This is a genomic window from Rathayibacter sp. AY1B5, assembly GCF_002932795.1.
In the GTDB taxonomy this organism is placed as follows: domain Bacteria; phylum Actinomycetota; class Actinomycetes; order Actinomycetales; family Microbacteriaceae; genus Rathayibacter.
Map to the genome: position 1 here is coordinate 43,654 of NZ_PSWM01000019.1, position 25,829 is coordinate 69,482.

Sequence of the window (25,829 nt, forward strand, 5' to 3'; positions counted from 1 at the left end):
GAGGCGCCGCGGATCAGCGCGGTGCGGCGTGCGCGCGCTCCCAGGAGTGCTCGTGCCGGGTCAGCAGCCACGAGCCCGCAGCGCAGAGGGCGCAGGCGGCCGCGGTGGCGAGCAGAGCGGACGCCCAGGTCGGAGCGTCGCGGCTGACGAGCAGGTTCGCGGAGGCGACCAGCACGCCGAGGCCCGCGCCCGCGCTGGTGCCGAGCACGAACGGACCGTCGCGGCGGCTCGCGACGCGTACCGCGACCATGCCGGCGACCGCTCCCGCGCCTCCGACCACTCCGATGCCGACGCCGGATGCGGCTCCCATGAGCAGGCCGAAGCCGACCAGTCCGGGCGGGCCGTCGGCGGCGAGGACGCCGGGCAGGTAGAGGACCAGGGCGACGGCGGCGCCGACCGCGCCGCCCACCAGGATCGCGCCGACCAGCAGGGCGGCGGTGACGTAGCCGATCCGCGCGAGAGGTCGCGCGGATCCTCCGGGTTCGAACATTCGCGACTCCATCGACGCGGGCCCGCGGGGCAGCGGGCGGTCCTCGGACAGTACGCCCGAACGCCTCGCGGCGGAACCGCCGTCGGGGATCGGGAGGGCTAGCGGCGGAGTGTCTCGCTCGGGAGCTCGCCGAAGCGCGTCGCGTAGTGCTGGGCGAAACGACCGCCGCTGATGAATCCCCAGCGGGCGGCGACGTCGCCGACCACCAGCGAGCCGATCGATCCGGCCGAGAGCTCCTCGTGCGCGCGCTCGAGGCGGACGTCGCGCAGGTAGCGCCTCGGGGTCTCGCCGAAGGCGCGCTGGAAGGCCAGCTGCACGCCGCGGACCGTGAGCCCCGCCGCGTCGGCGATGTCGGCCACTCCGAGGGGCAGGTCGGCGTTGGCCTGCACGAACTCCACGGCCCGGCGGAGGCGCCGCGCGCTGACGGAGGGCGGGACGGCCGGCAGCGGGGCGATGCGGTGGGCGAAGGTCTGCAGGGCGGCGATCGCGGCGATGCGCGCGACGCCGTCGCGCTGCAGCACGGTGGGCGTGTGCGCGGAGGCGAGGGTGTCGCGCAGGAGCCGGACGGCCGCCCACCAGGCCGTCGTGTCGCGCGCCACGGGGGCGAACTGCAGCGGGCCGGGCTCGGTGCCGTGCAGCTCGGCGGCGATCGCCTCGAGGTGGGCGGCCTCGAAGTGCACGAGCGCGTCGCGGTACTCGAGGGCCTCGAAGCCGAAGGGCCGGCCGCTCGGGAACATGGCCGGGCGCCCGACGACGAGGCGGTGCTCGTCGCGCCCCAGGTCGAGCAAGGCGCGCCCGGCGGTCAGCCAGAGGGCGACGTAGACGTCGCTCGGGGCCACCGTGCCGCGCACCCGGCCGAGGAACGAGGCGGAGTGGAGGCTCACGGGCCCGGGCCCGGTCGTCGTGTAGCGGAACGCGAACGGCACGACCGAGCGCTCGGCCCGGAAGCCGGAGCCGTTGTACGAGCCGGCGTAGAAGTCGCGCGCCTCCTCGAGGTCGTTCCCGCGACGCTCCGACTGCCACACGGGCAGCTGTGCGGGCGGGGAAGAGCTCATCCGGTCAGTGTCCCAGGGGGCACCGACAATCTGCACTCCGTGGCGGAAAGCGGGAGAACGTGCTCAACCGAGCGACCCGCGCTCCAGATGGAAGAGGGCGAGCGCGGCCACCGCGGCCGTCTCGACGATCGCCCCGGAGCGGACCATCTCCGCGATCTCCGCATCGGGGAACCACTCCTGCCGCATGTCCTGCTCGGTGTCCTCGCGCTCGTGCTCGCCGTGCTCCAGCCCCTCGGCGAGGAAGACGTCCACGGACTGCGCGACGAAGCCGTACGCCTCCGCGAGTCGGCCCAGGTGGGTCAGGCGCTCGGCCCGGAGGCCCGTCTCCTCGCGCAGCTCGGCGCGCGCGAGAGCCTCGGCGTCGCCGCCGGACGAGCCGTGCGGCCAGCCCCCGGCCGGGAACTCCCACGCGCGGCGGCCGATCGGGTACCGGTACTGCTCGACCAGCCAGAATCCGCCGCGCTCCCGCGGGAGCACGAGGGCGTAGTCGTCGCGCTCGACGACGGAGTGGACGCCGCGCGTCCCGCCCGGCCAGAGCACCTCGTCCTCGCGGACGCGGATCCACGGGGTCTCGTAGGCGACCCGCGTCGACAGCTGCCGGACGGCGCCGTCGGCCGCGTCCCCGCGGGGCGGATCCTCGACCGACGACTGCCCGGTCGCCCGGTCCTCGCCCGCCGGATCCTCGCTCGCACGCGAAACGGGGCCGCCCCGAGGGAGCGGCCCCGTCTCGCGGGAGGAGTCACGCACGCTTCTGGTGCGGCTCCTCGACGAGGTCCGTGTCGTCGCCGTCGTCCTCGGCGTCGATCCACTTCGAGTAGTCGGGCTCGTCCGGGTGGCTGAGCTCGCGCTCGAGCGCGCTGTAATCGACCGCCGGGCTGAACGACTTCAGCTCACGGGCGATCTTGGTGTTCTTCGCCTTCTGACGGCCGCGCCCCATGGGTGACCCCCTCACGATGACAGGCCAGACGGGCAGTGAGCCGGCTGGGGAAAAGAGCAGACAGGGAAAGTTGAAATCTACGCGGTAGTTTAGCAGACGGGGGACACGCCACCCCGGGCCTCGATCTGCCGGACGGCCGCCCATCCTCGACCGCGTCAGGAGCACCGTGGACAGCGTCGCCCCACCGCGCCCCGTCGTGGTGATCGGCGCGGGCCAGGCGGGCCTGTCCGTGGCCTACTACCTGCGCCGTCTCGGCCTCGTCCCCGGGCGCGACCTGGTGATCCTCGACCGTGGCCCGGAGCCCGGTGGGGCCTGGCAGTTCCGCTGGGAGGCGCTGCGGCTCGGCTCCGCGCACCGCGTGCACGATCTCCCCGGAATGGAGCGGATGGGGCTGTCGTTCCGCACGGCCGACCACCGGCGTCCGGCACGGGACGTGGTCCGCGAGTACTACGGGCGCTACGAGGAGGAGCTCGGTCTCGAGATCCGCCGTCCGGAGTCGGTGCGGCGTGTCACGAGCGCGACGCCGCACGACACGGGGTCGCCGCTCGTCGTCGAGTCCGACCGCGCGGTCGAGCGCGCGAGCCTGCTCGTCAACGCGACCGGCACCTGGGGCTCGCCCTTCGTCCCGCACTACCGCGGGCGCGACCGCTTCCGCGGCGTGCAGATCGACCCGACCGAGTACGTCCGCGCCGAGGACTTCGCCGGCAAGCAGGTGCTCGTGGTCGGCGGCGGCACCTCGGCGATCGGCTTCCTGCTCGAGCTCGAGCGGGTGGCGCGCTCGCTGACCTGGGCGACGCGGCGGCCGGTCGTCTACCACGACGGCGAGCAGCTCGCGATGGAGTCGGCGGTGGAGGCGGTGGCCGAGCAGGACCGCGCCGCGCGCGCCGGCCTGCCCCTCCCGAGCATCGTCGGCGGCACCGGCGTGCAGCGCACTCGCCGGGTGGTGGCCGGCATCGCGCGCGGGCTGCTGCACGAGCGGGGCATGTTCTCCTCGATCGAGGAGGAGGGCGTGCGCTGGCCCGACGGCTCCTTCACGCGCGCCGACGCGATCATCTGGGCGACGGGCTTCCGGCCGGAGCTGCGCCACCTCGCTCCGCTCGGACTGCGCGAGCGCGAGGGCGGCATCGCGGTCGCCGACGGCGCCTCGCTGACCGATCCGCGCGTCTTCTTCGCCGGCTACGGCCCGACGGCCTCCACCATCGGGGCGAACCGCTCGGGCCGGCGCATCGCGCGTGCGGTCGTGGCGCGCCTTCCCTGAGCGCGACTGCCTGAGCGCGCTTGCCTGAGCGCGGCGGCCCCGACCGGCGCGGCGCCTCAGATCCTGCCGTCCCAGTCCACCGGCACCACGGAGCCGCGGTAGCGGATCCCGTGCACCCGGATCGGCCCGGCGAGCGCGGGCGAGCGCGGGCGAGAGCGGCGCGACGACCAGGGTGTCGCCTCCGCTCCGAAGCCCTCCCGGGCGAGCCCGGTGACGGCGATCGCGGTGTCGTGGGCCCAGACCGAGCCTCCGTGGTACGAGAGCGGCCAGTAGCCGCCCGAGCCGGTGTCCGAGGGGTCCGCAGGCCGACCGACGTGCCGCTGCCGCTGTGGACGCTCAACTCGGTGATCGTCACCGTGTTCGTCACGGTCGGCCGGGTCTTCTTCGACTCGCTGGCCGGCTACGCGCTGTCGCGACTGCGCTTCCGCGGACGGGGGCTGCTGTTCGCGCTGTTCATCGGAGTGATGAGCGTGCCCGCGGTGGTGCTGCTGATCCCGCGGTTCCTGATCCTCGAGCAGCTCGGTCTCTACGACAGCTACGCCGGGATGATCGTCCCGCTGATCGTGGACGCGGCGGGGATCTTCATCCTGAAGCAGTTCTTCGACTCGATCCCGCTCTCCCTCGAGGAGGCCGCGCGGATCGACGGGGCCGGGGTGTTCCGGACCTTCCGCTCGATCGTGGTGCCGATGGCGCGTCCGGCGATCGTGACGCTGTTCATCCTGTCGTTCCAGGGGTCGTGGAACGAGTTCTCGCACTTCGTGGTGTCGCGGCAGTCGCCGGAGCTCAACACGCTGACGACCGGAGTCGCGTCGCTCGTGTCGGGGCAGCTGGGCACCGGCGACCAGTACCCGCTGCAGCTCGCGGCCGCGGTGCTGATGTCGATCCCGGTCGCCGTGCTGTTCTTCGTCTTCCAGCGGCGGATCATGAACACGACCGAGGGCGCGGAGAAGGGCTGACTCGGGCGCTGCGGAGAGCCCCCTGCTGATCGGGCAGCCCGCGCAGCGCGCATCGAGATCCGTGTCCGTGCGGAGGGTCTCGACACGTCCCTGCGGGGCTGCTCGATCAGCAGGGGAGCCGCTACTTCGCGAGGAACTCCAGGACGACGCGGTTCCACTCCTCGGGGTGGCTCACGGTCACTCCGTGGGGGGCGCCGTGGACGACGTGCAGCTCGGAGCCGGGGATCGCCGCGTGCGTGCGCGCACCGGAGCCCTCGAACGGAACCGTGCCGTCGCCGTCGCCGTGGATGACGAGCGCGGGCACCGACACGTTCGGCAGGTCCTCGCGGAAGTCGGTGGTCGCGAACGCCGTCATGCAGGCGAGCGCCGCGTGCTTGGCCGACTGCTTCGCCAGAGCGATCGCCTCCTGACGCTGCTCCTCCGTCACCTTCAGCACCCCGTCGACCGAGAAGAAGTCGGTGGTGAACTGGTCGTAGAAGTCGTCCTCGCTCTTCGTGAGTCCGGCCGTCATCTGCGCGGCCTGCGCCTTCTCGAGCGGGCCGTCGGGGTTGTCGTCCGTCTTCATCAGGTACGGCGGGACGGCCGAGGCGAAGACGACGCTGTGCAGGCGCTCGGCGCCGTACTTCGTGAAGTAGCGGGCGACCTCGCCGCCTCCCATCGAGAAGCCGACCAGGGTGACGTCCTGCAGGTCGAGCTCGGTGAGGAGGGTGTGCAGGTCCTCGGTGAGCGTGTCGTAGCTGTAGCCGGTGAGCGGCTTGTCGCTGCGCCCGAAGCCGCGGCGGTCGTAGGTGACGACGCGGTAGCCGGCCTCGGCGAACGCGGGGACCTGCTCCTTCCACGACTCGCCCGAGAGGGGCCAGCCGTGGATGAGGACCACGGGACGTCCCGATCCGCCGGTGTCGTCGACGTGCAGGTCCGTGTCCTTGAAGAGTCCGTGGTGGGCGGTGATCTCGGCCATGGCGAGTGCTCCTTCCGGCGCCGACGATCGGCGTCACCTGATGTTCGAGGACGTCGCTGTGTGTGGATGGTGGGGGCGAGGAGGGTTGACAGCGCCCGTCATCCCGCCATGACCGCTGCCGCGAGCCCCTCGAGCGCCGTGCGCAGCCCCCCGCTCACGGGCAGGCGGGCGTCGAGCAGGGCGTTCGCGGCGGCGACCAGCACGGGCGCCGCAGGGGAGGAGAGGACGGTGAGGCCGGACGGCGGGCGCACGTCGCCCGAGGGCCGCGCCACCAGGACGAGCCGGGAGCCGGAGGCGCTCGTGGTGATCGTCGCTCCCGATCGGGCGGGCAGCACGGCGAGGGTGCCGCGGGTGACGACCGCGCGCTCCTCCCGGCATACGACCGTGAACGCGCCCTCGAGCGGGAGCAGGAGCACCACCGATCGCGAGTCGGCCCGGGGACTCGGGCGGAACTCGATCGACCCGGCCGAGTGCCAGATCCGCCGGAGGAGCAGACCCTCGGCCGTGGCCTCCTGGCCGGTGACGGCGAAGGCGGGATCGGGCCCGGTCTCGGCGTGGCGGGCGTGCAGCCAGCGCCGGGCGGAGTCTCCGCGGAGCGGCATCGTGCGGATCTGCGGGTCGGACACTGCGGCGGCTCCAGGACTACGGCGGATCCGAGCCCGTCGGGACAATGAGGAACCATCATTCTAGTGGCCCCGGCCGCCGCCGGCCCGAAGTGGCGCGTCCTCACATGCGGATGCCGCCCCGGCCGCGCTGAGCGCGACGCCGGAGCGGCATCCGAAGGGTGGTGCGGACTACTGGAATCCGCCGCCGCGGTCCTCCGGGTCCTCGATCGGGTCGGAGTCGGGAGTGTCGATCGAATAGGTCACGTGGACCGACTCGCCGACCTCCTTGGCGGAGACGGCGTTGTAGACGAGGTGCGTCTCCTGGCCGTCGACGGCGGCGTAGACGTCGACCTCCTTCTCGTAGCCCCCGTCGGTGCTGACGCGGTTCTCGGTCTGGCCGTCGAACGGCCCGCCCTGGAAGAAGGCGAGGTAGCTCTCGCCGTCGGCGAGTGCGCGGATGTCGTTGCTCATGCCCCCAGGTCTACCACTCGCCGCCTCCCCGCCGCTCGGCCTTGCGCTCAGGCCACGAGCCGCTGCGTGACCGAGGCCCTCGGCCCGCTCAGCGCGATCTCGGCGAGGGCGCCGTTGACCAGGGGCATCTGCGGAGGCTGGTGCCCGGTGTCGACGTCGAGGATCACAGGCACGCCGAGGTCGCCGAGAGCCCGCCGCACCGCGTCCTCCTGGCTCAGTTCGAGCAGCGAAGCGCCCTCGGTCCGTCCGATCAGGACGCCGTTCGCCTGCTCGAACCAGCCCGCGAGTCGGAGGGAGGTGAGCATCCGGAGCACCGAGACGGCGTCGGACCCGGCCGCCTCCAGGTAGACGACCGTCCCTTCCGGAGCGTGCCGTCGAGCGAAGCCGGGCACGTCGCCGTAGGGCGTGCCCGCAAGCAGGGACACCGTCTCGAGGCATCCGCCGATCAGACGGCCGGACATCGTCACGTCCGCGGCTCCGTCGAGCGATCGCCAGTGGGTCGGCTCCTCGTAGGCGCGCTCGCGGCCGAGCGGCTCGTCCACCCACGCGCCCCACGGGCGGCTCCGGCGTCGCGGCGCGGCGTGCTGCGTGAACGCGGCTCCGGGCTCGAGGGCGGCGACCTCCGTCCAGCGGTGGAACTCGACCGGCAGCTCCCACGGCTCGTCCATCAGGTTGGCGCCGTGGATCGTCGCGAGCCCGGTCATCGTCGTCAGGGGCAGGAGCAGCGTCGAGACGTCCGACCAGCCGACGAACCAGGGCCGGGCCTCTGCGAGGGCGTGCCAGTCGAGCCTCTCCACGAGCTCGAGGGCGAGCTCGCCACCCCACGGAGGAAGGATCGCGTCCCCACTCCGGAAGGCGTCGTGCAGATCGGCTGCTCGATCCGCGGCGGGCGCCGGCACGAGTCCGCCCGTGAGGGCGTGCGGCCGGACCCGGACGTCGTAGCCCGCCGAGCCGAGACGGCGGACGGCGTCCTGCAGCCGGTCGTGCAGGTGCTCGGAGACTCCCATCGAGGGCGCGGGCACCTCCACCCGGCCTCCGGCGCGGAGGGGTGCAGGGTACGTGATGCTCGCCATCCGACGACGCTAACGCGCCGCGGGGCGACGGACCGCGGATGCACCGTCCGGCGAGTACCTCAGCGCCCTCCTCCCCGATCCGCCGGCCGTCCGCCGAGCGCGAGCGACGCGCCTCCGATCCAAGACCTTGAGCCGCGCGGTCGTCTCGACGGGGCTGTCACCTGCGCCGATGCTGCTGCCGCTCACTCGGGGAGGGGCTCAAAGCCACCGGGCCGGTCGCCGAGGGGTGAGGCGCGCGCGGTGACCGCGCCAGGACGGCCGCTCGCTCAGCCCGTGATCAGGCCGGTGAGGCGGTCGGCGGCGGCTCCGACGGTCGAGACCGCGCTGAGCGTGACGAGGCAGGCGATGCCCCAGAACCAGGTGCGACCGGGCGCCCCGGCGCTGCGCCGCTCGAAGGCGAGCCACCACGCGCCGACCACCGAGACGCACGCCGCGACGACCGAGCCGAGCGACATGCGCACGTACTCCTCCGGGCCGGGGGAGGACCAGGCCGTGGTCGCGAGGACGATGAGGAGCGGTACCACGATCATGCCCAGCGCGCCGAGCAGAACCGCGTGGAGGTGGCTGCGGGGAGGAGCCCCGGCCGTGGTCGTCGTCGCGGTCCGTATCCGTGTCGTGTCCATGCTGCGTCCCCCGTCGCCGCGGCCCGGTCCGCGTTGCCCCGACGCTATCCGCTCGCCGTTCCGCCGTCACCCCGGATGGCGATGATGCTTCTGGACGAGAACCTGAACGAATCTCGCCCGCCTGTCTCGTTTTATCGACGTCGGCTCGGTTTCTCCGGCAGGCTAGACGGGTGTGCACGACTCGAGGGGAGTATTCGGACATGAGCAGTCGACGGAACCGGACGACGGCGTCGAGGACGCTCACGCCCTGGACCGCCCTGGCGTTCGCGCTCGTGGGGGCGTTGGCCGGTGCCGGGGTCTCGACCGCCGTGGGCGCGAAGGATCCGTGGAGCGCGGTGATCACCGCAGTGATCGTCGCGGTCGTGCTCCTGGCCGGGTGGGCGCTACAGAACGTCCGCTCCCGGCGGCACTGACCATCCGCCCGCGCCGCCCCCGCGGAACGCCGAGAACGTAGGATGTCCGGGATGACGATCGGACGCCGCCTCTTCCTCTCGGGAGCCGCCACGGGAGTCGGGCTCCTGGCCCTCGCGGGCTGCACCCCGTCGCGTCCGACGCCGACCCGCTCCGTCACGAAGGCCCCCGTGCCGACGCCGAGCACCACCGCCGTCCCCGCGCCGTCCGCGTTCGTGCGCTCCGCCTGGGCCGAGGATCCGTACGCGCTCGGCTCCGTCTCCTACCTGCCCGTCGGCGCGACGCCGCAGCACCGCACCGACCTGGGCACCGCGGTCCTCGACCGCGTCTTCCTCGCGGGCGAGGCCACCGACACGGAGGCGCCCGGCACGCTCCAGGGCGCCTGGAACTCCGGGGTCCGCGCAGCCGCCGAGATCAGCGCCGTCGCCGACGAGGGCGAGCGGATCGCGATCGTCGGGGCCGGTCTCGCCGGAGCGGTCGCCGCGCGGCGCCTGTCCGACGCGGGCTTCGACGTCACCGTGGTGGAGGCGCGCGAGCGCACCGGCGGCCGCATCGCGACCGCGACTCCGGACGGCTGGCCGATCGCCGTCGAGACCGGGGCCTGGGCCCTCACCGGCGCGGGTGCCGCCCTGCGCGAGAGCATCGCGGACGCGGGCGTGGTCACGACCGCGGTCGACCTCGCCGACGTCCGCTCGAGCGATGCCGACGGCGCGGCCCTCGACACCGGCACCACGGGAGCCGATGCTCTGACCCGCGCGCTCGAGTGGGGAGCGGAGCAGCCGGAGGACCTGGCGCTCGCCGAGTCGTTCGCCGGCTCCGGAGCGCCCGACCCCGCCGAGGCCGAGCCGGGCTCCGGCGACGGCGACGCCGCCCGCGTGGCGGCGCACCTCGCCGGCACGACCGCGCTGCGCACCGGCGCCGCTCCCGAGGAGCTCTCCTCCTGGTACGGACTGGGCGACGCCTCCGCCGCCACGACCGCGGAGGAGCTGAGCGACGACTCCGGCGACGCGCTGCTGACCGACGGGCTCGCGCCTCTGGTCGACACGCTGCTCGCCGACGTCGAGGTCTCGCTGCGCGCCGTGGTGAGCGGCATCGGCTACACGGAGACCGGCGTCAGCATCCGCCTGGGCACCGGCGAGTCGTTCACAGCCGACCGGGTGCTGGTCACCGTTCCGATCGGGGTCCTGCAGACGGACGCGATCGCCTTCGACCCGCCGCTCCCGTTCGCGCAGCGCGCGGCCGTCGCGGCCCTCGGCTCCGGTGTCGTCGAGACGCTGTGGCTGCGCTTCGACGAGGCGTTCTGGGAGACGGGCGGACCGGCGCGCTGGTCGCTCGTCGGCTCCGAGGCGGGCATCACCGAGTGGCTCGACCTCCAGCCGTCGACCGGTGAGGCGGTGCTCGTCGGGCTGGTCGGAGCGGATCAGGCCCTCTCGCTGCAGGACCTCAGCGACGACGAGCTGGTCACCCTCGCGCAGACGGCGCTCGAGCCGTTCGCCGTCGTCGCCGGCTGACGAGCTCGCGGAGCCGCGCCAGCGGCCCGCGCCACTCCGACGCGTGCGCCGCCCCGAGCGGCCGCACCCGGCTGAGCGCGAGGACGAACGCGGCGATGCCCGAGATCAGGCTCAGCACGATCACGTCGTAGAGCACGAACATCACGGGTCCGTCGACCTGGCCGGGGTCGAGGAAGAAGTACGGGTACCAGCCGATGAGGGCCCCGCGGACCAGGGTGATGACGCCCCAGACGATCGGGAAGCCGAGCACGGTCAGCGCCCCGCGCCAGGCGACCGGGCTGCGGCCGGGGCCGAGGATCCAGTCGAGGATCGCGAGCGTGGGGATCACGAAGTGCAGGAGCGCGCTCGACCAGGGCACGTCGACCCGCACGCCGCGGTTGTTGGCCTCGACCGCGATCAGCCCGAAGACGATCCCCGACACGACCATGTAGGTGAGCACGAGCGCCCGCACCGTGCTGAGCCAGCGCGGCTCCCGCTCGCGCGCGAGGGCGACCAGGCCGGACAGGCCCAGCACCACGACCCCGGCCATGTTCGACTGCGTCGTGAAGTAGGCGAAGAAGTTGTCGATCTGGAACGCGCGGAAGCCGAGCGTGTAGAAGAAGTCGCCGACGAGTCCGACCGCGCCCAGCCCGGCGAGGGCCAGGCGGAGGATCGCGAAAGCCTTCCGCACACCCGCTCCGATCCGTCGCCGCTGGGCCCGGAGGGCCGGACTTCCGGACGATTCTACGGTCGCCGCGCTCGGAGCTCCCCGAGCGCGGAGCTCCGCCGGACGGGGGAGGCGGGCCCCGCGGAGGCGGCCTAGCGTGGAGGAATGGTGCGCGCACAGGGCGGGAAGGGTCCGGGTCGGATGTCGACGGAGGAGGCGTCCCGGCGCTGGAACGCGGTCACGGGTCCGCTGTTCCTCGCGGCGGGAGCGGTCTTCGCGGTCCTCGGGAATCCGGTCTGGCCGGTGTTCCTCGTCCTGGGGATCACGTTCCTCGGGCTGACCGCCGGCCCCGAGAAGCCGGCGCGCCGGAGTGGCGCGCAGGGGCCGGATCGCGATCGGTGACGCCCGCTTCGCGACGCGGACACTCGCCGGTCGCATCGCCGGGATAACGTGCGTGTCATGCCCTTCACGCCGAGCCACGCCGTCGTCGCGCTCGCGTTCTCGAACGGCCGGATCCCCGCCGCGGCCGTCGCCGTCGGCGCGATGGTCCCGGACATCGGCATGTACCTCCCGATCGCCGTCGCCCGCGAGTCCACCCACTCCCTCCTCGGCGTCGTCACCGTCGACCTGCTGCTCGGGATGCTCGGCCTCGCGCTGTGGAGCGCGGTCGTCGCTCCGGCCTGGCGCGACCTCGCACCCGCGCTGATCCGCTCGCGCCTGCGTCCCCGGCGCTCACCGCCCCGCGGGGCAGCCGAGTGGATCCGCGTGCTCGTCTTCGCGGCCGCCGGCATCGCCATCGGAGCCGCCAGTCACGTGATGTGGGACGGCTTCACCCACCGGGGCGGCCTCTTCGTCTCGGCGATCCCGGTGCTGCAGCAGGAGCTCGGACCCTTCCCCGGCTTCCGGTGGGCGCAGTACGCGAGCGGCGTGCTCGGGCTGCTCGGGCTCGGGATCGGCGCGGTGGTCTGGTACGTCGGCCGCCGTCCCCGGAAGCTCCGTTCCGACGGCCGGCAGCCGGTGCGCATCGCGGCCGCGGCCGTGGTGCTCGCGGCTGCGGTGGTGCCCGCCGGGATCGTGCTGGCGGGGGCGGGCATCGATCCGCTCGACGCCGCCTACCGGGCGCACGTGGTGCGGGCGGCGGTCCTGCTCGTGGGAGGCGGTGCGGCGGCCGCGATCGCCGTCGCCGCGGTCTGGTGGCTCACCGGCCGAGGGGTGCGCGGGGCCGTCGTCTGACACGGCGGAGGACGAGCCTGTCGTCTGAAGGGATCACGGGCATCCGTCGCGAGGAGGATGCGCAGGTGCATAGCCCACCGATAGCGTCGGACACGGCCCGTTGGGGCGGGCCGCCTTCGGGGGAAGGCACTAAGGGGAAATCGGGGGCTCGCGGCACACGCCGCGGGCCCTCTACCCGTCTGCGGGCCTCGCCGCCTCAGCGCCGCTTCGAGCGCGGCCGGTTCTGCGCGGCCGGGCGCTGCGGGATGCGCGGGGCGCCCTCGCCGGCGGCACCCTGAGGGAGCGAGGACGCGGGCGGGATCGGGCGACGGGTCACCGGGCGCACCGGCTCGCCGCGGCGCGTCTGGCCGGGGATCGGCCGCGAGCGGCGCCCGTAGATCAGCTCGGACGAGTCGAGCAGCCACGGCACCAGCGCCACCGTCACTCCGTGCACCAGCAGGAGCTTCTGGCGGATCCGCCGCGACTTGTGGTTGTGGAGGAACGCCTCCCACCAGTGCCCGACGATGTACTGCGGCATGTAGACCGTGGTGATCTCGGAGCCGTGCTCGAGGCGGTGGGCCTTGATGTACTTGATCAGCGGGTACGAGATGTCGCGGTACGGCGAGGCCACGCAGCGCAGCGGCACCTCGATGTCCATCTGCGCCCAGTCGGCCTTGAGCTGCGCGGTCTGCGCGTCGTCGATGGAGGAGTGCACCGCCTCCAGCGTCTCGTGCCGCGCCGCGATGGCGTAGTCGAGCGCCTTCAGCGTGGGCTTGTTCATCCGGCCCACCAGCACGATCGCGTGATCGCCGTTGGCGCCGAAGGTCGTGGTCGGGTCGACCTCGATCTCCTTCTCGACGTCGCGGTAGTAGCGGTAGACGCCGGCCATCAGGACTCCGAGGATCGGCATCACCAGGTAGACGAGCCAGGCGCCGTGGGTGAACTTCGTGATCGTGACGACCACGAGGACCGCGAAGGTCAGCGTCGCGCCGAACAGGTTGATGGCCAGGCTCGTGTAGACGGTGCGCGAGCCCTCGCCGTTGCGGATCATCCGCACCCAGTGCTTGACCATGCCCGACTGCCCGAGCGTGAACGAGACGAAGACGCCGATGATGTACAGCTGCACGAGGCTCGTGAGCGAGGCCTGGTAGACGAGCAGGATGATCGCGGCGACGAGCGCCAGGATGATCACGCCGTTGGAGTAGATGAGGCGGTCGCCGCGGGTGTTCAGCGACTTGGGCGCGTAGCCGTCGCGGGCCAGCACGGACCCCAGCAGCGGGAAGCCGTTGAAGGCGGTGTTCGCCGCGAGGAGCAGGACGGCGGCGGTCGCGGCCTGGATGATGAAGAACAGGATCGTGTTGTTGCCGAACGTGGCGGCGGCGACCTGCGCGATGACGGAGCGCTGCGGGGTCGTGGCGCAGTCGGCGAATCCGACCAGGTGGCAGGCGTTCTCGGCGTAGTGCACGTTCGAGAGCAGGGCGAGGGCGGTCAGGCCGACGAAGAGCACGATCGCGATCGTGCCCATCGCGACGAGGGTGCGCTGGGCGTTCTTGACCTTCGGGGCGCGGAACGCCGGCACACCGTTCGAGATCGCCTCGACGCCGGTGAGCGCCGCGCAGCCGCTCGCGAAGGAGCGCAGCAGCAGGAGGACGACGGCCGCCTGCGTGAGCTGCTCGCCCTGCACCGTGAAGCCCGCCGACTCCGCCACGGGGGTGTCGCCGAAGGCGGTGCGGACCAGGCCGACGACGACCATCACGAAGACGCTCGCGACGAAGAGGTAGGTCGGGATCGCGAAGGCGCGGCTCGACTCCGAGACGCCGCGGAGGTTCACGGCCGCCAGCAGCACCACGAAGAGGATCGCCAGCTCGACCCGCAGCGGCGCGAGCTCGGGCACCGCCGAGATGATGTTGTCGACTCCGGAGGCGACCGACACGGCCACGGTGAGCACGTAGTCCACGAGGAGGGCGGCGGCGACCGTGAGGCCCGCCGTCTCGCCCAGGTTGGTGCGGGCGACCTCGTAGTCGCCGCCGCCGGACGGGTAGGCCCGGATCAGCTGGCGGTAGCTCAGCACCACCACGACGAGGAGGACGACCACGCACGCGGCCACCCAGGGGGCGAAGGTGAGGAAGGAGAGCCCGCCGAGCAGCAGGATCATCAGCAGCTCCTGCGGCGCGTAGGCCACGGAGGAGAGCGGGTCGCTGGCGAAGATGGGGAGCGCGAGCCGCTTCTGCAGCAGCTGTCCCTCGAGCTTGTCACTGGGGAGCGGCTCGCCGATGAAGAAGTGCTTGGCGGTGCGCAGCTCGGTCGCGTCGGCCGGTGATCCGTCCGCGGCGGACGGGGGGCCCTCGTGTGTCACGAGCGATGACACTACTCCGTACGAGGGGGCAGTCAAGACGGCCGGGAGCGGGCCGAGCGGAGGCTGATCTCGCGCTGTGACCGGGAGTTTCCCGGTGCGGCGGGCAGCGGCGGCCGGCGTGCACGCGGGCAGAGCCCCGAGCGGGGGGTCAGCGGCCGTCGCGGGTCGCGGCTCCGATCAGGCCGGTGAGGCTGTCGCGGAGCGCGGTGAGCTCCTCGAGGGGGACGTCGAGCCGCTCCACGATCTGCGGCGGCACCTGCAGGGCCTGCTCGCGGAGGGCCGCCCCGGAGGGGGTCAGTGCGACGTCGAGACGGCGCTCGTCCTCGCTGCTCCGGGCCCGCGTGACGTGGCCGCTCGCCTCCAGGCGCTTCACGAGCGGGCTGAGCGTCGCGGGCTCGAGGCGGAGGGCGGAGCCGAGGTCGGCGAGCGAGCGGGGGCTGCGCTCCCAGAGCGCGAGCATCACGAGGTACTGCGGGTGGGTGAGCCCGAGCGGCTCGAGCACGGGGCGGTACAGCCCGATGACGGTGCGCGCCGCGACGGCGAGGGAGAAGCAGACCTGGTTCTGGAGGGCGAGCGGATCGGTTTCCACGGCGTCATCCTCTCATCGTGCCCTGATGGTTAGTACACTAAGGGTATGACGCGGAAGAAGACCGGCTCCCTCTACCAGCGCTTCAACGCGCGGCTGTTCCCCTGGATCGGCCCGCCGCCGCTCGGCCCCTACGACCAGCCCGAGCAGGAGGCGCCTGCGGGGCAGGCCTGCCCGCTCTGCGGCCGGCCGATGTCCGAGCACGTCATCGACCGCTCCGGTCCGCGCACCCAGCTGTACTGCCCGAGCGACCCCTCCTGAGTCGCACGCCCCCGTTCGGGGGTCAAGGCCTTCGGGCGGCGGGGGCGGATGATGAGCGCATGCCCCGTCTGAGCCCCACCGCCGCCCGCGTCGTCCAGTACAGCCGTTTCGGCGACGCGGACGTCCTCGAGATCGTCGAGGTCGAGCGGCCGAAGCCCGGAGCGGGCGAGGTGCTGGTCGAGGTGCTCTCCGCCGGGGTGAACCACATGGAGGCGTTCATCCGGCAGGGCCAGTTCGACTCCGACCACTCCGCCGCCTTCCCGATCCGCCAGGGCACCGACTTCTCGGGAGTCGTCGTCGCCCTCGGCGAGGGCGTCACCGACATCAAGCTCCGCAGCGACGTGGTCGGCCACGCGCTCGTCGGCTCGCACGCGACCCACGTCGTGGTGCCGCGCCGCAACCTCGTCGCCAAGCCCGCCTCCGTGAGCTGGGAGGTCGGCGGCGCGCTGTTCCTCGCCGGAGTGACAGCGTGGCGCGCGCTCGAGGCCACCCGCGTCGGACCCGACGACACCGTCCTCGTCTCCGCGGCGGCCGGAGGGGTGGGCAGCCTCGAGATCCAGCTGGCGAAGCTCCGCGGCGCGACCGTGATCGGCACCTGCGGCGAGCGGAACTTCGACTACCTCCGCCAGATCGGCGTGAAGCCGGTCGTCTACGGCGACGGGATCGTCGACCGCATCCGGGCCGCGGCGCCCGGCGGGGTCACGGTGTTCCTCGACAACTTCGGCGGGGAGAACGACGCCCTCGCCGACGAGCTCGGCATCGCGGCGGGCCGCTTCCACTCCAGCGACGACCGCAAGGAGATCGAGCTCCGCGCCGTCTGGCCCGACGCCGAGACCGCCCAGCGCGACACCGAGATCCTCGGCGAGCTGGTCGGCCTCGTCGCCGACCAGAAGCTGCGGGTGCTCGTCTCGGGCTTCTACCCCTTCGACCAGGTGCAGGACGCCTTCGACGACCTCGAGAAGCGCCACTCGCGCGGCAAGATCGTGCTCGGCATGAACCCGGTGGATCCGGCGAAGGTCACCAAGGCGCGCGACATCCACGAGGCCGGCCGCTAGCCGCACCCTCCCGGCGGCTGTCCGGGCTGATCTCCGAGCGGCCACAATGGGGCCGTGGCGCGCGGACGCCCGGGAGGAGTGACGCGATGGAGGAGCCCGTCGTCGCGATCGTCTGGATCGTCTCGTTCGTGGTGGTGACCGTCCTGGTCACCGGGCTGTCGGGGCGGGTGAACTGGTCCGCTCCCGTGGCGCTCGTCGCTGTCGGGGCCCTCGCCTCCTTCGTCCCCGGGATCCCGGAGGTGGTGGTCGAGCCGGACGTGGTGCTGTTCGGGATCCTCCCGCCGCTGCTCTACGCGGCGGCGATCCGCACCTCCGTCCTCGACGTCCGGGCCCGCGGCGACAGCATCCTCCTGCTGTCGGTGGGGCTGGTCGTGTTCACGGTCGCGGTGGTCGGCGCGGTGGCCTGGATGGTCGTCCCGGCGATCACGGTCGCCGCGGCCCTCGCGTTCGGCGCGATCGTCGCGCCGACGGACGCGGTGGCGGTCACCGCGATCGCGGGGCGGCTCCGCCTGCCGCGGCGGATGCTCACGGTGCTCGAGGGCGAGAGCCTCCTCAACGACGCGACCGCCCTGGTGGCGCTGAACGCCTCCCTCCTCGCGATCGTCAGCACGGTCACGCCCGGGCGCATCGCGCTCGACTTCGTGCTGGCCGTGGCGGTGGGCGGCGGAGTCGGGATCGGCATCGCCGTGCTGCTCGGGTTCGTGCGCAAGCAGGTGCAGTCGTCCGTCCTGGACACGAGCCTCTCGCTGGTGACGCCCTACGTCGCGTTCATCCCGGCGCAGCTGCTGCACGGCTCCGGGGTGCTGGCGGTCGTGGTCGCGGGCCTCTACCTGGGCTATCGGGCGCCCGTCATCCAGTCGGCGCAGGCGCGGATCGCGGAGTCGCTCAACTGGCGGACGATCCAGTTCCTGCTCGAGAACGCGGTCTTCCTCTTCATCGGGCTGAGCCTGTCGTCGGTGGTGGAGGCGACGGCCGACTCGGGCATCGGGGTCTGGCAGACGGTCGGCATCGGCGCCGCCGTGCTCGCGGCGCTGGTCGGGAGCCGCGTGGCCTGGATGTGCATGACGACGCTGCTGTTCCGGCACGGTCCGCGCCGGCTGCAGCAGCGCGGGTGGACCTGGCCGACCGCGATCGGAGTGTCGTTCGCCGGTATCCGCGGCGTGGTCACCCTCGCCGCCGCGTTCCTCCTGCCCGCGGAGACGCCGCAGCGCGCGTTCCTGCAGTTCCTCGCCTTCATCGTGGTGGCGGGGACGCTCGTCGAGGGGCTCGCGCTCCCGCGGCTCGTCCGCGCCCTGAAGCTGCCTGCACCGAACGAGATGCAGGAGCATGTCGAGAAGCAGATGCTGCTCGCGGAGGCGCAGGCCGCGGGGCTCGCCCGGCTCGACGCGGAGCCGCAGGACGGCGTGGAGGACCGCGTTCTCGACCGGCTGCGGCGGAACGCGACGTTCCTCGCCGACGCCCTGGAGAACCCGCCGGAGGGCGAGGGTGTGGAGCCGCTCCCGCAGGCCTACAACCGGCTCCGGCGCGTGATGATCGCGGCCGAGCGGGAGGCGGTGCTCCGCGCCCGTGCCGAGGGGCGGTACCAGGAGCCGGCGGTGGTGAGCGCTCTGGCGTTCCTCGACGTGGAGGAGGAGGCGCTGGCGGTCGGGCGGCAGTAGCGCCGAGAGGGCGGGGACCCCGGGTGGGATCCTCGCCCTCTCGGCGGTGCGGTGTCCGGGCTCAGCCCAGCGTGGAGCGGACCGAGGCGCGGGCCTCGTCGAGCGCGGCGCGCAGGGCGTCGACGCTCCCGGTCGTCACGGATCCCGAGGAGGCGGCGGTGCGCAGCTCCGCGCGCAGCTCGTCGCGGAACTCGGTGAGCAGCACCTCGGCGTCGCGCAGGGCGATCCGCGAGGCGGTGCGCGCGTCGGTCGCGGCCGGGGCTGGCTGCTCGGGCTGCTCGGACGGAGTGCCGGACGTGTCCTGCGGACGCGGCTCCTCCGCGGAGTGCTCCGGACGGCGTCCGGGCTCGCGCGAGTCGCGGGCGGCGCTGGCGAGGTCGGCGCGGAGGCTCTTCATCGCCTCCGCGACGCCGAGGCGCACCTCGTCGGCCAGGCGGCGGACGGAGTCGGTGAGCTCCTCCTCGATGTCGCCCAGGTCGGTCGCGCGGTTCGCGAGCTCGGCCCGGCCGGCGTCGGTGATGGAGTAGACGGTCTTGCGGCCGTCGGCCTCCTTGGTGACGAGTCCCTCCTCCTCGAGCTTCGCGAGGCGCGGGTAGACCGTGCCGGCGCTGGGCGCGTAGGTGCCGCCGAAGCGCTCGCTGAGCGCCTGGATGAGCTCGTAGCCGTGGCGCGGTGACTCGGCGAGGAGGTTGAGCAGGTAGAGGCGCAGGCGGCCGTGCGCGAAGACGGGGCTCACAGCGAGCTCCCGTCCATCGGGCGCGGGCCGTCGGCGGGGCCGGAGCCGGGGGAGCCCCAGCCCTCGCCCACTGAGGCGGAGGCGGCGGCGACGGACCGGCGGACGACGACCACGTCTCCCGAGACGGAGTTGGCGGCGACGTCGACCCACTTCGAGTCGAGCGAGCCCGTGGTCGAGGTGAAGCCCCGGCCGAAGGTGCCCTTGACGACGGTGCCGTCGAGCTGGAGCGTGCCCGAGACGGTGTTGATGCGGTAGCGGGCGCCGAGGCCCTCGTCGACGCGGATCGTGAGGTCGCCGCTGACGGTGTTGGCCTGGATCCGGTCGGGGGTGCCCTCGGCGTCGACGAAGACGCTGCCCGAGACGCCGTCGACGGTGAAGCGGGTGAGGTCGCCGGTCGCGGTGACGTCGCCGGACACGGTGCGCGCGGTGACGCGGCCGGTGTGGCTGCGGACCGAGAGCTCGCCGTGGACGGTGTTCACCTCGATGTCGCCGTGCAGGCCGTCGACGACGATGTCGCCGCCGACCGTCGAGACGCGGGCGTCGCTGTGGAGGCCCGAGACCAGGCCGTCGGCCGAGACGGTGTCGAACTTCAGGTCGACGCCGCGGGGGACGAGGAGGCTGATGTCGGCGCGGTCGCCGCGGCGGCCGAGGCCCTTCACGACGTCGACGATGGTGTCCCAGCGGAGCTGGACGTGGTCGATCTCGAGGCGGTCGCCGTCCATCGAGACCTTGAGCGGGCGGCCGTCGACGCTGTGGACCTCCACGCGAGCGGTCGGCTCGTCGTGGGCGATGACGTCGATCTGGCCGCCGACGAGGGCGACCTTGACCGAGCGGACGACGTCAAGGTCGATGACCTTCGTCTCGCCGGCCTGTACGAGCCATTTCTCGAGGGACATGAGCTCCTCCTCCTGCACCGGGGTGCCTTCTGAAACGCGATACATCGCGAGTGGACGACAGTCACGATATATCTCGATCACGCCACTCGGCAACGGGGTTCGGCCGGTTCCCAGCGTCGAGCGGCCGGGACAAGGGGCGGCGCCGTGGCGGGCCGGCGCCGCTGTCGAGGGGGTGAGGGCGCGGCGGGCGCCGTGGTAGACCGGGCGCATGGACCCGATCGCGGCACTCGAGGAGATCGCAGCACTGCTCGAGCGGGAGCGGGCCTCGCGCTACCGGGCGAAGGCGTTCCGCCGCGCGGCCGCGGTGCTGGAGGGGATGGCGCCCGCTGAGCGGGACGACCTCGCCCTCGTGCGACGGGCCTCCGGGATCGGCGACACGACCTTCACCGTGATCGAGCAGGCGCGATCGGGCCGGGTGCCCGACTATCTCGCGGAGCTGCGCGGCTCTGCTCCTCCGCCCGCGAGTGCTCTGCGAGGACGGCTGCGCGGCGACCTCCACAGCCACAGCGAGTGGTCCGACGGGGCGACGCCCGTCCTCGCGATGGCGGACGCCGCCCGCGCGCTCGGCCACGAGTACCTGGCGCTCACCGACCACTCGCCGCGGCTCCGAGTCGCCCACGGTCTCAGCGCGGAGCGGCTGGAGGAGCAGCTGACCCATCTCGCGGGCCTCGACACCGGGACCCTGCGGCTGCTCAGCGGGATCGAGGTGGACGTCCTCGAGGACGGCGCGCTCGACCAGACGGACGAGCTGCTGGACCGTCTCGACGTGGTCGTCGCGAGCGCCCACTCGAAGCTGCGGCTGCCCTCCCGTGAGATGACGGCCCGGCTGGTCGCAGCAGCGTCGGATCCGCGGACCGACGTCCTCGGCCACGTCACCGGGCGGCTGGTGTCGGGCGAGCGCGGCACCCGCCCGCCGTCGACCTTCGACGCGCGGGCCGTCTTCCGGGCGTGCGCCGACCACTCCACCGCCGTCGAGATCAACGCCCGCCCCGAGCGCGAGGACCCGCCGGACGAGCTGATCGCGCTCGCGATGGAGGCGGGCTGCCTGTTCTCGATCGACAGCGATGCGCACGCCCCGGGCCAGCTCGGCCTGCTCGACTACGGAGCGGAGCGGGCGGAGCGGCTCGGCGTCCCGGAGGAGCGGATCGTGACCACCTGGCCGGTCGAGCGGCTCCTGGAGTGGACCCGCGGCTGAGGATCCTCGCGCGTTGCGCAAACGAACTGCGGCCATCACCCCCTTGACAGGAGGCCGTACCGTGGGAGGAGATCCGGCGCAAGTGGCGAAATCCCAGCCGCCCGCGCGGCATGCTCGGTACCGGTCCGCTCCTCCTGGGCCGCTCCAGCGGTCGGGAGTCGCGCTCCGCCGCACTCTCCACTCCGACAGACCAGGTGAACCATGGCCACGCAGACCGCTCTCGACGCCGTGCGCGCCGCTCCCACTCTGCTCGAGGCCGTCCGGATGGCCGACGAGCTGACGGTCGCCGCGGTCAGCGACGGCGGCGGCCGCGCGGTACGGCTGCTCACCCGAGCAGCCCTGGATCCCTCGGACCAGCTCACCGCGATCGCGGCCGTGCACTCGCTCGCGCAGGTCTTCGACGAGGAGGCCGACCTCGCGCTGCTCATGCTGCTCGAGGACGAGCGCCCGTACCTCCGCGAGCACGCCGCCTGGGCCTTCGGCGGGCGCCTGCCCCGCCCGGCCGCGCTCGGGCCGCTGCTGCGCCTGGTCCGCGACGGCGCGTTCTCCGGCATGCTCGCGCAGCGCACCGTCCTGCTCTGGGCCTCCTCGACCCCCGACCTCGTCGCCGTCGCGCTCGAGGGCGCGCTGCTCGGCGAGCGCGAGGCGGCGGCTCGGGCACGGCTCGTCGAGACCCTGGGCCTCGTGCCCGGCGCGATCGCCGAGCGCACCCTCCTGCACGTGGCCGCCGATCGCGCGGAGGGGGTGGAGGCGCGGGCCGCCGCGACGGACGCACTCGGCGAGCGCGGCTCCGACGACGCCGAGCTCCTGCTCACCGGCCTGGCCGAGGAGGCGGCGCCGATCGGGCCCCTCGCCCGGCTCGCCCTGGGCGACCTCGCCCCCGGACCGGCCGTGGAGGCCGGTCCGACGGTCGCGCAGCTCTTCGTCCACGCCGACATCGACGGGACTCTGACCCGGGTGGGAGCCGGAGACAACGGCGGGATCGCGACCCTGCTGGTGCGCCTGGGCGACTCGCTCGTCGAGCAGGAGGGGATCGACCGGGTGCTCACGCTGTCGCGTGGGACTCCGGCCGAGGCCGAGCGCGCGCTCGGCGAGCTGCCCGGCTCCGGCCACGGCTTCGCTCCGGTCCCGTTCGTGGGGCCCCCCGTCGCCATGCCCCAGGCCTGGAGCCGACGCATCGCCGCCGAGCGCGGCATCCGCCGGATCCTGCGCAAGGCCGGCCGGGTCGACGTGCTGCACCTGCGGATGGCGGACGTCGGATCCCTCGCGGCGGCCGCGGTCGCCCGGGAGCTCGAGATCCCCGTCGTGTTCACCCTCGCTCCGGACCCGCACGCCCTGATCGCGGGCCTGGACGCCTCCGGCGCCCTCACCCGCGCGGACTTCGGCGAGCGCGACGCCGCCGAGCACTTCTGGTTCCGCGTGCGCCTGGTGCAGCGGCTGGCCGCCGACGCCGCGCACACCGTCCTCTTCCCGCGGGAGGAGCTGGCCGCGACCGTCCGCGAGCTGATCGGCGTCGACATCACCGCGCACCCGGAGCGGCACACGATCGTCCCGGAGGGGATCGACGTCGGCCTCGTCGAGCGCGGCGAGGCGGCTGCGCGCGCCTCCGCCGCCGGTGAGCCGGTCGCGCTGGACGAGGGCGGCGACCTGGCCTCGCTCGACCTCCTGCTGGAGGAGCTGCCCGAGCACCGCCGCGGCCTCCCGCTGCTGCTCAGCGTGGGCCGCCTGCACCGGGTGAAGGGGATGGCGGCGCTCGCCGAGGCCTGGGCGTCCGCCCCCTCGCTCCGGGAGCGCGCCAACCTGCTCCTGGTCGGCGGAGACCTCGCCGACCCGAGCCCCGACGAGCGCGAGCAGCTCGACCGCATCCGCGCCGTCGCGTCCGACGGTCTGCTCCTGGCCGGCCACCGCCCGAACGGGACCGTGGCCCGCTGGCTCGGCGCGATCCGGCACGGCCGACCGGGGCTCTCGGCTCCGGGAGGCGCGTACGTCTGCGCGAGCGTCAAGGAGGAGTTCGGCATCGCCCTCCTCGAGGCGCTCTCCGCGGGACTGGTCGTCGTCGCTCCGGCGACCGGCGGGCCCGCGACCTACGTCGAGGAGGGGGAGACCGGCTTCCTGGTCGACACCGCCGACCCCGCAGCGCTCGCCGCCGGTGCCGCCGCCGCACTGGATCTCGCAGGAGGCCCTCTCGGCGAGCACGCCGCGGCCCGCGGGCGCGCGATGGTCGCCGAGCGCTACACGGTGCAGGCCATGGCGCACGCCCTCTCGGGCGTCTACGCGCAGGCGACCGCGGACCAGGAGCGTCCCCTCCGCTCGCCGCTCGCGCTGGGGGCCTCGTGACCCTGCTGATCATCAGTCCCGACTACGCGTCGCACCTGCTCCCGCTGGCCACCCTCGGCACGGCGTGGCAGGAGGCGGGCGAGCGCGTCGTCGTGGCGACCGGCGACGCGACGCGCTCCATCGTGGACGGCTTCGGCTTCGAGCACATCGCGCTCCGGCTGGGGCGCGGCTCCAACCCGGGCACGATCCGCGCGGAGGAGCAGGCGCCCGACGAGGGCGCGTCCCTCCGCGGCTTCTTCGACGCCACCCGGCGCGGGATGGTCCCCACCCTCGCCTACCAGGCGCGGGAGCGGCTCACCGACCTGCTCTGGGATCCGGCCGGCGTCGCCGCGCGCCTGCGCGTGATCCTCGACGAGGTGCAGCCCGACGCGATCGTGGTCGACCACCTCGCCTTCACCGCGCGCGTGGCGCTGAAGGCACTGCGCGTGCCCTACGGCGACGTCGTGCTCGGCCACCCCAGCGCGCTCACGGTGCCCGGCGAGGTCTACGGCTTCCCTCCGGTCTGGCCGGACGCCTTCGCACCGGAGCCGGACGACCTCGATGCGCTCCGCGCCCTCTGCGAGCAGGTGCGCGACTCCTTCACCGCCGAGTGGAACGCCGCCCTCGCCACCCTCGACCCCGGAGCGGCGCCCAGCGCCGACGCCTTCGCCGAGAGCGGCGACGTCCTGCTGCTCAACTACCCGGGCGAGCTCCACGACTCGGCCCGCACCGCGCAGCTGCCGCCGCACGCGTTCCTCGGCTCCGCCGTCCGCGAGGAGCCCGACGACGCGGAGGTCGAGGAGTGGCTCGCCGCGTCCGAGGATCCGGTCGTCTACGTGAGCTTCGGCAGCTTCCTCTCGGTGCGCGACGACGTGCTGGCCCGGGTCGTCGAGGCCCTGGCCGGCGTCGAGACCGGGGGCAGGCCCGTCCGAGTGGCTCTCGCCTCCGGCGCGACCGAGCGCTCGGCCCTGGGCGAGGTCCCCGAGGGCTGGCTGGTCCGCGGCTTCCTGCCGCAGGTCGCGCTCCTGCGCCGGGCCGCGCTGGCGGTCAGCCACGGCGGCAACAACAGCGTCACGGAGGCGATGACCGCGGGCGTGCCGCTCGTCGTCCTGCCGTTCTCGACGGACCAGTTCGCGGGGGCGGCCGCACTCGAGGACGCCGGGTTCGCCGCCGTGCTCGACCCCAACGCCGCCTCCGCGGGAGAGCTCGCCGAGGCTGCGCGGCGGATGCTCGCACTCGACGCTCCCGCCCGCGAACGGCTGACGGCGCTCGCCGAGGGCCTCGCCCGCGAGACGGGACCGCAGCGAGCCCTCTCCGCCCTGAGCGGAGCGACCGTCCAGCGCTAGCCTGGGCCGATGGTCGAGCCGACACCGGATGGCGCTCCTCTGCGCGCCGAGCGGGACGCCGCGCGGGCGGAGCCGATGCTCAGCGCTCTCGGGCCGTTCGGGCGCTTCGAGGGGATCGTCCCTCCGCTGTTCGAGGCGGCCGTGCGGATCCTGCATCCGTCCGGCGACGAGCCGCCCCTGCGCTGGCGCGAGGTGGCCGGGCGGGAGGGGACGCTCCTGCATCCGCTCGCGCAGTGGTACTCGCTCACCGGCGAGCATGCCGACGACTACGCGGAGCCCCGGCTCGGAGTGCTCCCGCTCGACGAGCTCGCGGCCGTCGCCGCCGTGCTCGCGGAGCACACGACCACCCCCGACGACTGCCTCGCCTTGTTCTGGGAGGGGTTCGGCGTGCTGAGCGGCGGGTCGCGGATCCTGATCTCCCGCTCGGACGCCTCGGAGGAGCTGCCCGAGTGGATGAGCGACACCCGGCCGACCGGCTGGGAGCACCCCGAGACCGCCGCCGCGGCGACGGTCGAGCTGCCGGGGCGGGAGGGGCCTCTGCTCTCGCTCGACGTCCGGGTGCTCGAGGACACCGCGTGGGCGCGCGCGGCGGGCTTCGCCGACGCCTCCGGGCTCGTCGTGCAGACTCCGCTCGCGCTCTGGCCGGAGGACCGGGCCTGGTACCTCGCGAGCGAGGTCGATTTCGACTCGACGCTGATCGGCGGCTCGCGCGCCCTCGTCGACGACCTGCTGCGGCTCTCCGCCACCGGACGGATCGAGGCGCTCCTGCTGCCGGAGCAGGTGGACCTCACGAGCACCGGCGACCGGCTCAACCCGAGGCGGCGGTGACGGAGTGAGCGACGAGGACGACGAGCGCTGGCTCGTGGTGAAGGGCCGCCGGTGGCGGCGCACCGACCCCTCGCTGCCGGAGGACGTGGTCGCCGGCCTGACTTCGCACCTCGGGCGCGGGCGCTCGGGGGTGCGCTCCGCCCGGCTGCACGAGGACGTGGAAGCGGAGGCGCTGGCGCGCAGGAGGGTCGGGCTCGCCAAGCACGGGCTGGGCGAGCGCGGACCGGCCTGGTGGGACGAGCCCGAGGCCGATCGGCTCGAGCGCGCCCGCGAGGCGCTGCGGGCGCTCGAGGAGCTCGACGCTCCGGAGGACTGACTCGGCTGCTGCATGCCCCGAGCGTGCTCGTCGGGCCGCTCCGGCGGGACGCGCCCGAGCGGATCAGGGGAGAA

Annotated in this window: 27 protein-coding genes and 1 pseudogene; 14 read left to right on the forward strand and 14 right to left on the reverse strand. The window is 73.7% G+C overall.

The features are described from left to right. Positions 1-13 precede the first annotated feature (13 nt). The 4 genes from C5D44_RS12355 to C5D44_RS12370 form a co-directional block, all read right to left on the reverse strand. Entirely contained in the window at positions 14-490 is a 477-nt protein-coding gene (locus tag C5D44_RS12355; RefSeq protein ID WP_104281798.1) for a hypothetical protein, read from the reverse strand. A 98-nt stretch (positions 491-588) separates the two neighbouring features. Continuing rightward, the gene (locus C5D44_RS12360) at positions 589-1,545 is read right to left on the reverse strand and encodes a helix-turn-helix transcriptional regulator (protein ID WP_104277055.1); all 957 of its coding nucleotides are present in this window, start codon (positions 1,543-1,545) and stop codon (positions 589-591) included. Positions 1,546-1,608: 63 nt separating this feature from the next. After that, positions 1,609-2,292 carry an NUDIX hydrolase gene (locus C5D44_RS12365; protein WP_258067969.1) on the reverse strand — a complete coding sequence of 228 codons (684 nt, stop codon included), beginning with the start codon at positions 2,290-2,292 and terminating at the stop codon, positions 1,609-1,611. Beyond that, complete coding sequence (locus C5D44_RS12370) at positions 2,285-2,482, reverse strand: DUF3073 domain-containing protein (protein ID WP_097167615.1); 198 nt, start codon at positions 2,480-2,482, stop codon at positions 2,285-2,287. Before C5D44_RS12370 ends, C5D44_RS12365 begins: the two co-directional genes overlap by 8 nt. Before the next feature lie 166 nt (positions 2,483-2,648). Here C5D44_RS12370 and C5D44_RS12375 point away from each other — a divergent pair, with 166 nt between their 5' ends. Together C5D44_RS12375 and C5D44_RS12380 are read left to right on the forward strand one after the other, a co-directional pair. Further along, positions 2,649-3,740 (forward strand): FAD-dependent oxidoreductase, encoded by a 1,092-nt coding sequence (locus tag C5D44_RS12375; RefSeq protein WP_104281799.1) that lies wholly within the window; start codon positions 2,649-2,651, stop codon positions 3,738-3,740. 323 nt (positions 3,741-4,063) lie between these two features. Then, positions 4,064-4,696: pseudogene (locus tag C5D44_RS12380) on the forward strand (carbohydrate ABC transporter permease); the annotation flags it as partial. A 121-nt stretch (positions 4,697-4,817) separates the two neighbouring features. Here C5D44_RS12380 and C5D44_RS12385 read toward each other — a convergent pair. The 5 genes from C5D44_RS12385 to C5D44_RS12405 form a co-directional block, all read right to left on the reverse strand. Next, positions 4,818-5,654, reverse strand: a complete 837-nt coding sequence (locus C5D44_RS12385) for an alpha/beta fold hydrolase (protein ID WP_104257891.1) — start codon at positions 5,652-5,654, stop codon at positions 4,818-4,820. A gap of 98 nt (positions 5,655-5,752) precedes the next feature. Continuing rightward, positions 5,753-6,280, reverse strand: coding sequence for a hypothetical protein (locus C5D44_RS12390; RefSeq protein WP_104277051.1), 528 nt, complete (start codon positions 6,278-6,280; stop codon positions 5,753-5,755). Positions 6,281-6,448: 168 nt separating this feature from the next. Beyond that, positions 6,449-6,730, reverse strand: coding sequence for an oligoribonuclease (locus tag C5D44_RS12395; RefSeq protein ID WP_104277050.1), 282 nt, complete (start codon positions 6,728-6,730; stop codon positions 6,449-6,451). 47 nt (positions 6,731-6,777) lie between these two features. After that, positions 6,778-7,803, reverse strand: coding sequence for a S66 peptidase family protein (locus C5D44_RS12400; protein ID WP_104281801.1), 1,026 nt, complete (start codon positions 7,801-7,803; stop codon positions 6,778-6,780). Positions 7,804-8,069: 266 nt separating this feature from the next. After that, positions 8,070-8,426 carry a hypothetical protein gene (locus tag C5D44_RS12405; RefSeq protein WP_104277048.1) on the reverse strand — a complete coding sequence of 119 codons (357 nt, stop codon included), beginning with the start codon at positions 8,424-8,426 and terminating at the stop codon, positions 8,070-8,072. A 200-nt stretch (positions 8,427-8,626) separates the two neighbouring features. Here C5D44_RS12405 and C5D44_RS12410 point away from each other — a divergent pair, with 200 nt between their 5' ends. Then, positions 8,627-8,839 carry a hypothetical protein gene (locus C5D44_RS12410; protein WP_104277047.1) on the forward strand — a complete coding sequence of 71 codons (213 nt, stop codon included), beginning with the start codon at positions 8,627-8,629 and terminating at the stop codon, positions 8,837-8,839. A 51-nt stretch (positions 8,840-8,890) separates the two neighbouring features. Beyond that, entirely contained in the window at positions 8,891-10,348 is a 1,458-nt protein-coding gene (locus tag C5D44_RS12415; RefSeq protein ID WP_181118501.1) for an NAD(P)/FAD-dependent oxidoreductase, read from the forward strand. Here C5D44_RS12415 and C5D44_RS12420 read toward each other — a convergent pair. Continuing rightward, on the reverse strand, positions 10,299-11,018 hold the full coding sequence (locus C5D44_RS12420; RefSeq protein ID WP_104277045.1) for a Pr6Pr family membrane protein: 720 nt from the start codon (positions 11,016-11,018) through the stop codon (positions 10,299-10,301). The genes C5D44_RS12415 and C5D44_RS12420 overlap by 50 nt on opposite strands. Positions 11,019-11,159: 141 nt before the next feature. On the opposite strand from C5D44_RS12420, the gene C5D44_RS12425 reads away from it, so the two are divergent. Both C5D44_RS12425 and C5D44_RS12430 read left to right on the forward strand, forming a co-directional pair. Then, positions 11,160-11,396: a hypothetical protein gene (locus tag C5D44_RS12425; protein ID WP_146088044.1), complete on the forward strand. Its 237-nt coding sequence runs from the start codon at positions 11,160-11,162 to the stop codon at positions 11,394-11,396. 57 nt (positions 11,397-11,453) lie between these two features. Then, the gene (locus tag C5D44_RS12430; RefSeq protein ID WP_104281804.1) at positions 11,454-12,227 is read left to right on the forward strand and encodes a DUF4184 family protein; all 774 of its coding nucleotides are present in this window, start codon (positions 11,454-11,456) and stop codon (positions 12,225-12,227) included. A 196-nt stretch (positions 12,228-12,423) separates the two neighbouring features. Here the strand turns inward: C5D44_RS12430 and C5D44_RS12435 are convergent, their stop codons facing one another. Together C5D44_RS12435 and C5D44_RS12440 are read right to left on the reverse strand one after the other, a co-directional pair. Next, a complete protein-coding gene (locus tag C5D44_RS12435) occupies positions 12,424-14,505 on the reverse strand; it encodes an APC family permease (protein WP_104277087.1) in 2,082 nt (693 codons plus the stop codon). 205 nt (positions 14,506-14,710) lie between these two features. Continuing rightward, the gene (locus tag C5D44_RS12440; RefSeq protein ID WP_104277042.1) at positions 14,711-15,151 is read right to left on the reverse strand and encodes a MarR family winged helix-turn-helix transcriptional regulator; all 441 of its coding nucleotides are present in this window, start codon (positions 15,149-15,151) and stop codon (positions 14,711-14,713) included. Between the two features lie 45 nt (positions 15,152-15,196). On the opposite strand from C5D44_RS12440, the gene C5D44_RS12445 reads away from it, so the two are divergent. The 3 genes from C5D44_RS12445 (at position 15,197) to C5D44_RS12455 (ending at position 18,122) form a co-directional block, all read left to right on the forward strand. Further along, entirely contained in the window at positions 15,197-15,409 is a 213-nt protein-coding gene (locus C5D44_RS12445; RefSeq protein WP_104223750.1) for a hypothetical protein, read from the forward strand. Between the two features lie 59 nt (positions 15,410-15,468). After that, a complete protein-coding gene (locus tag C5D44_RS12450; protein WP_104281805.1) occupies positions 15,469-16,464 on the forward strand; it encodes an NADP-dependent oxidoreductase in 996 nt (331 codons plus the stop codon). An 86-nt stretch (positions 16,465-16,550) separates the two neighbouring features. Beyond that, positions 16,551-18,122, forward strand: a complete 1,572-nt coding sequence (locus C5D44_RS12455) for a sodium:proton antiporter (protein WP_104281806.1) — start codon at positions 16,551-16,553, stop codon at positions 18,120-18,122. A 61-nt stretch (positions 18,123-18,183) separates the two neighbouring features. On the opposite strand, the gene C5D44_RS12460 is transcribed toward C5D44_RS12455, so the two are convergent. Then, the gene (locus tag C5D44_RS12460) at positions 18,184-18,858 is read right to left on the reverse strand and encodes a PadR family transcriptional regulator (RefSeq protein ID WP_104281807.1); all 675 of its coding nucleotides are present in this window, start codon (positions 18,856-18,858) and stop codon (positions 18,184-18,186) included. Continuing rightward, positions 18,855-19,754 carry a hypothetical protein gene (locus C5D44_RS12465; RefSeq protein WP_258067379.1) on the reverse strand — a complete coding sequence of 300 codons (900 nt, stop codon included), beginning with the start codon at positions 19,752-19,754 and terminating at the stop codon, positions 18,855-18,857. The genes C5D44_RS12460 and C5D44_RS12465 overlap by 4 nt, the downstream gene beginning before the upstream one ends. 208 nt (positions 19,755-19,962) lie before the next feature. Here C5D44_RS12465 and C5D44_RS12470 point away from each other — a divergent pair, with 208 nt between their 5' ends. The 5 genes from C5D44_RS12470 (at position 19,963) to C5D44_RS12490 (ending at position 25,755) form a co-directional block, all read left to right on the forward strand. Then, positions 19,963-20,949 carry a PHP domain-containing protein gene (locus C5D44_RS12470; protein WP_104277038.1) on the forward strand — a complete coding sequence of 329 codons (987 nt, stop codon included), beginning with the start codon at positions 19,963-19,965 and terminating at the stop codon, positions 20,947-20,949. A 201-nt stretch (positions 20,950-21,150) separates the two neighbouring features. Continuing rightward, positions 21,151-23,286, forward strand: a complete 2,136-nt coding sequence (locus C5D44_RS12475) for a glycosyltransferase (RefSeq protein WP_104281808.1) — start codon at positions 21,151-21,153, stop codon at positions 23,284-23,286. Next, positions 23,283-24,611: a glycosyltransferase gene (locus tag C5D44_RS12480; RefSeq protein ID WP_104277036.1), complete on the forward strand. Its 1,329-nt coding sequence runs from the start codon at positions 23,283-23,285 to the stop codon at positions 24,609-24,611. The genes C5D44_RS12475 and C5D44_RS12480 overlap by 4 nt, the downstream gene beginning before the upstream one ends. Positions 24,612-24,620: 9 nt before the next feature. Next, positions 24,621-25,439, forward strand: a complete 819-nt coding sequence (locus C5D44_RS12485; RefSeq protein ID WP_104281809.1) for a hypothetical protein — start codon at positions 24,621-24,623, stop codon at positions 25,437-25,439. Positions 25,440-25,443: 4 nt separating this feature from the next. Next, positions 25,444-25,755, forward strand: a complete 312-nt coding sequence (locus C5D44_RS12490) for a biopolymer transporter Tol (RefSeq protein ID WP_104281810.1) — start codon at positions 25,444-25,446, stop codon at positions 25,753-25,755. The last annotated feature ends 74 nt before the right edge of the window (positions 25,756-25,829 follow it).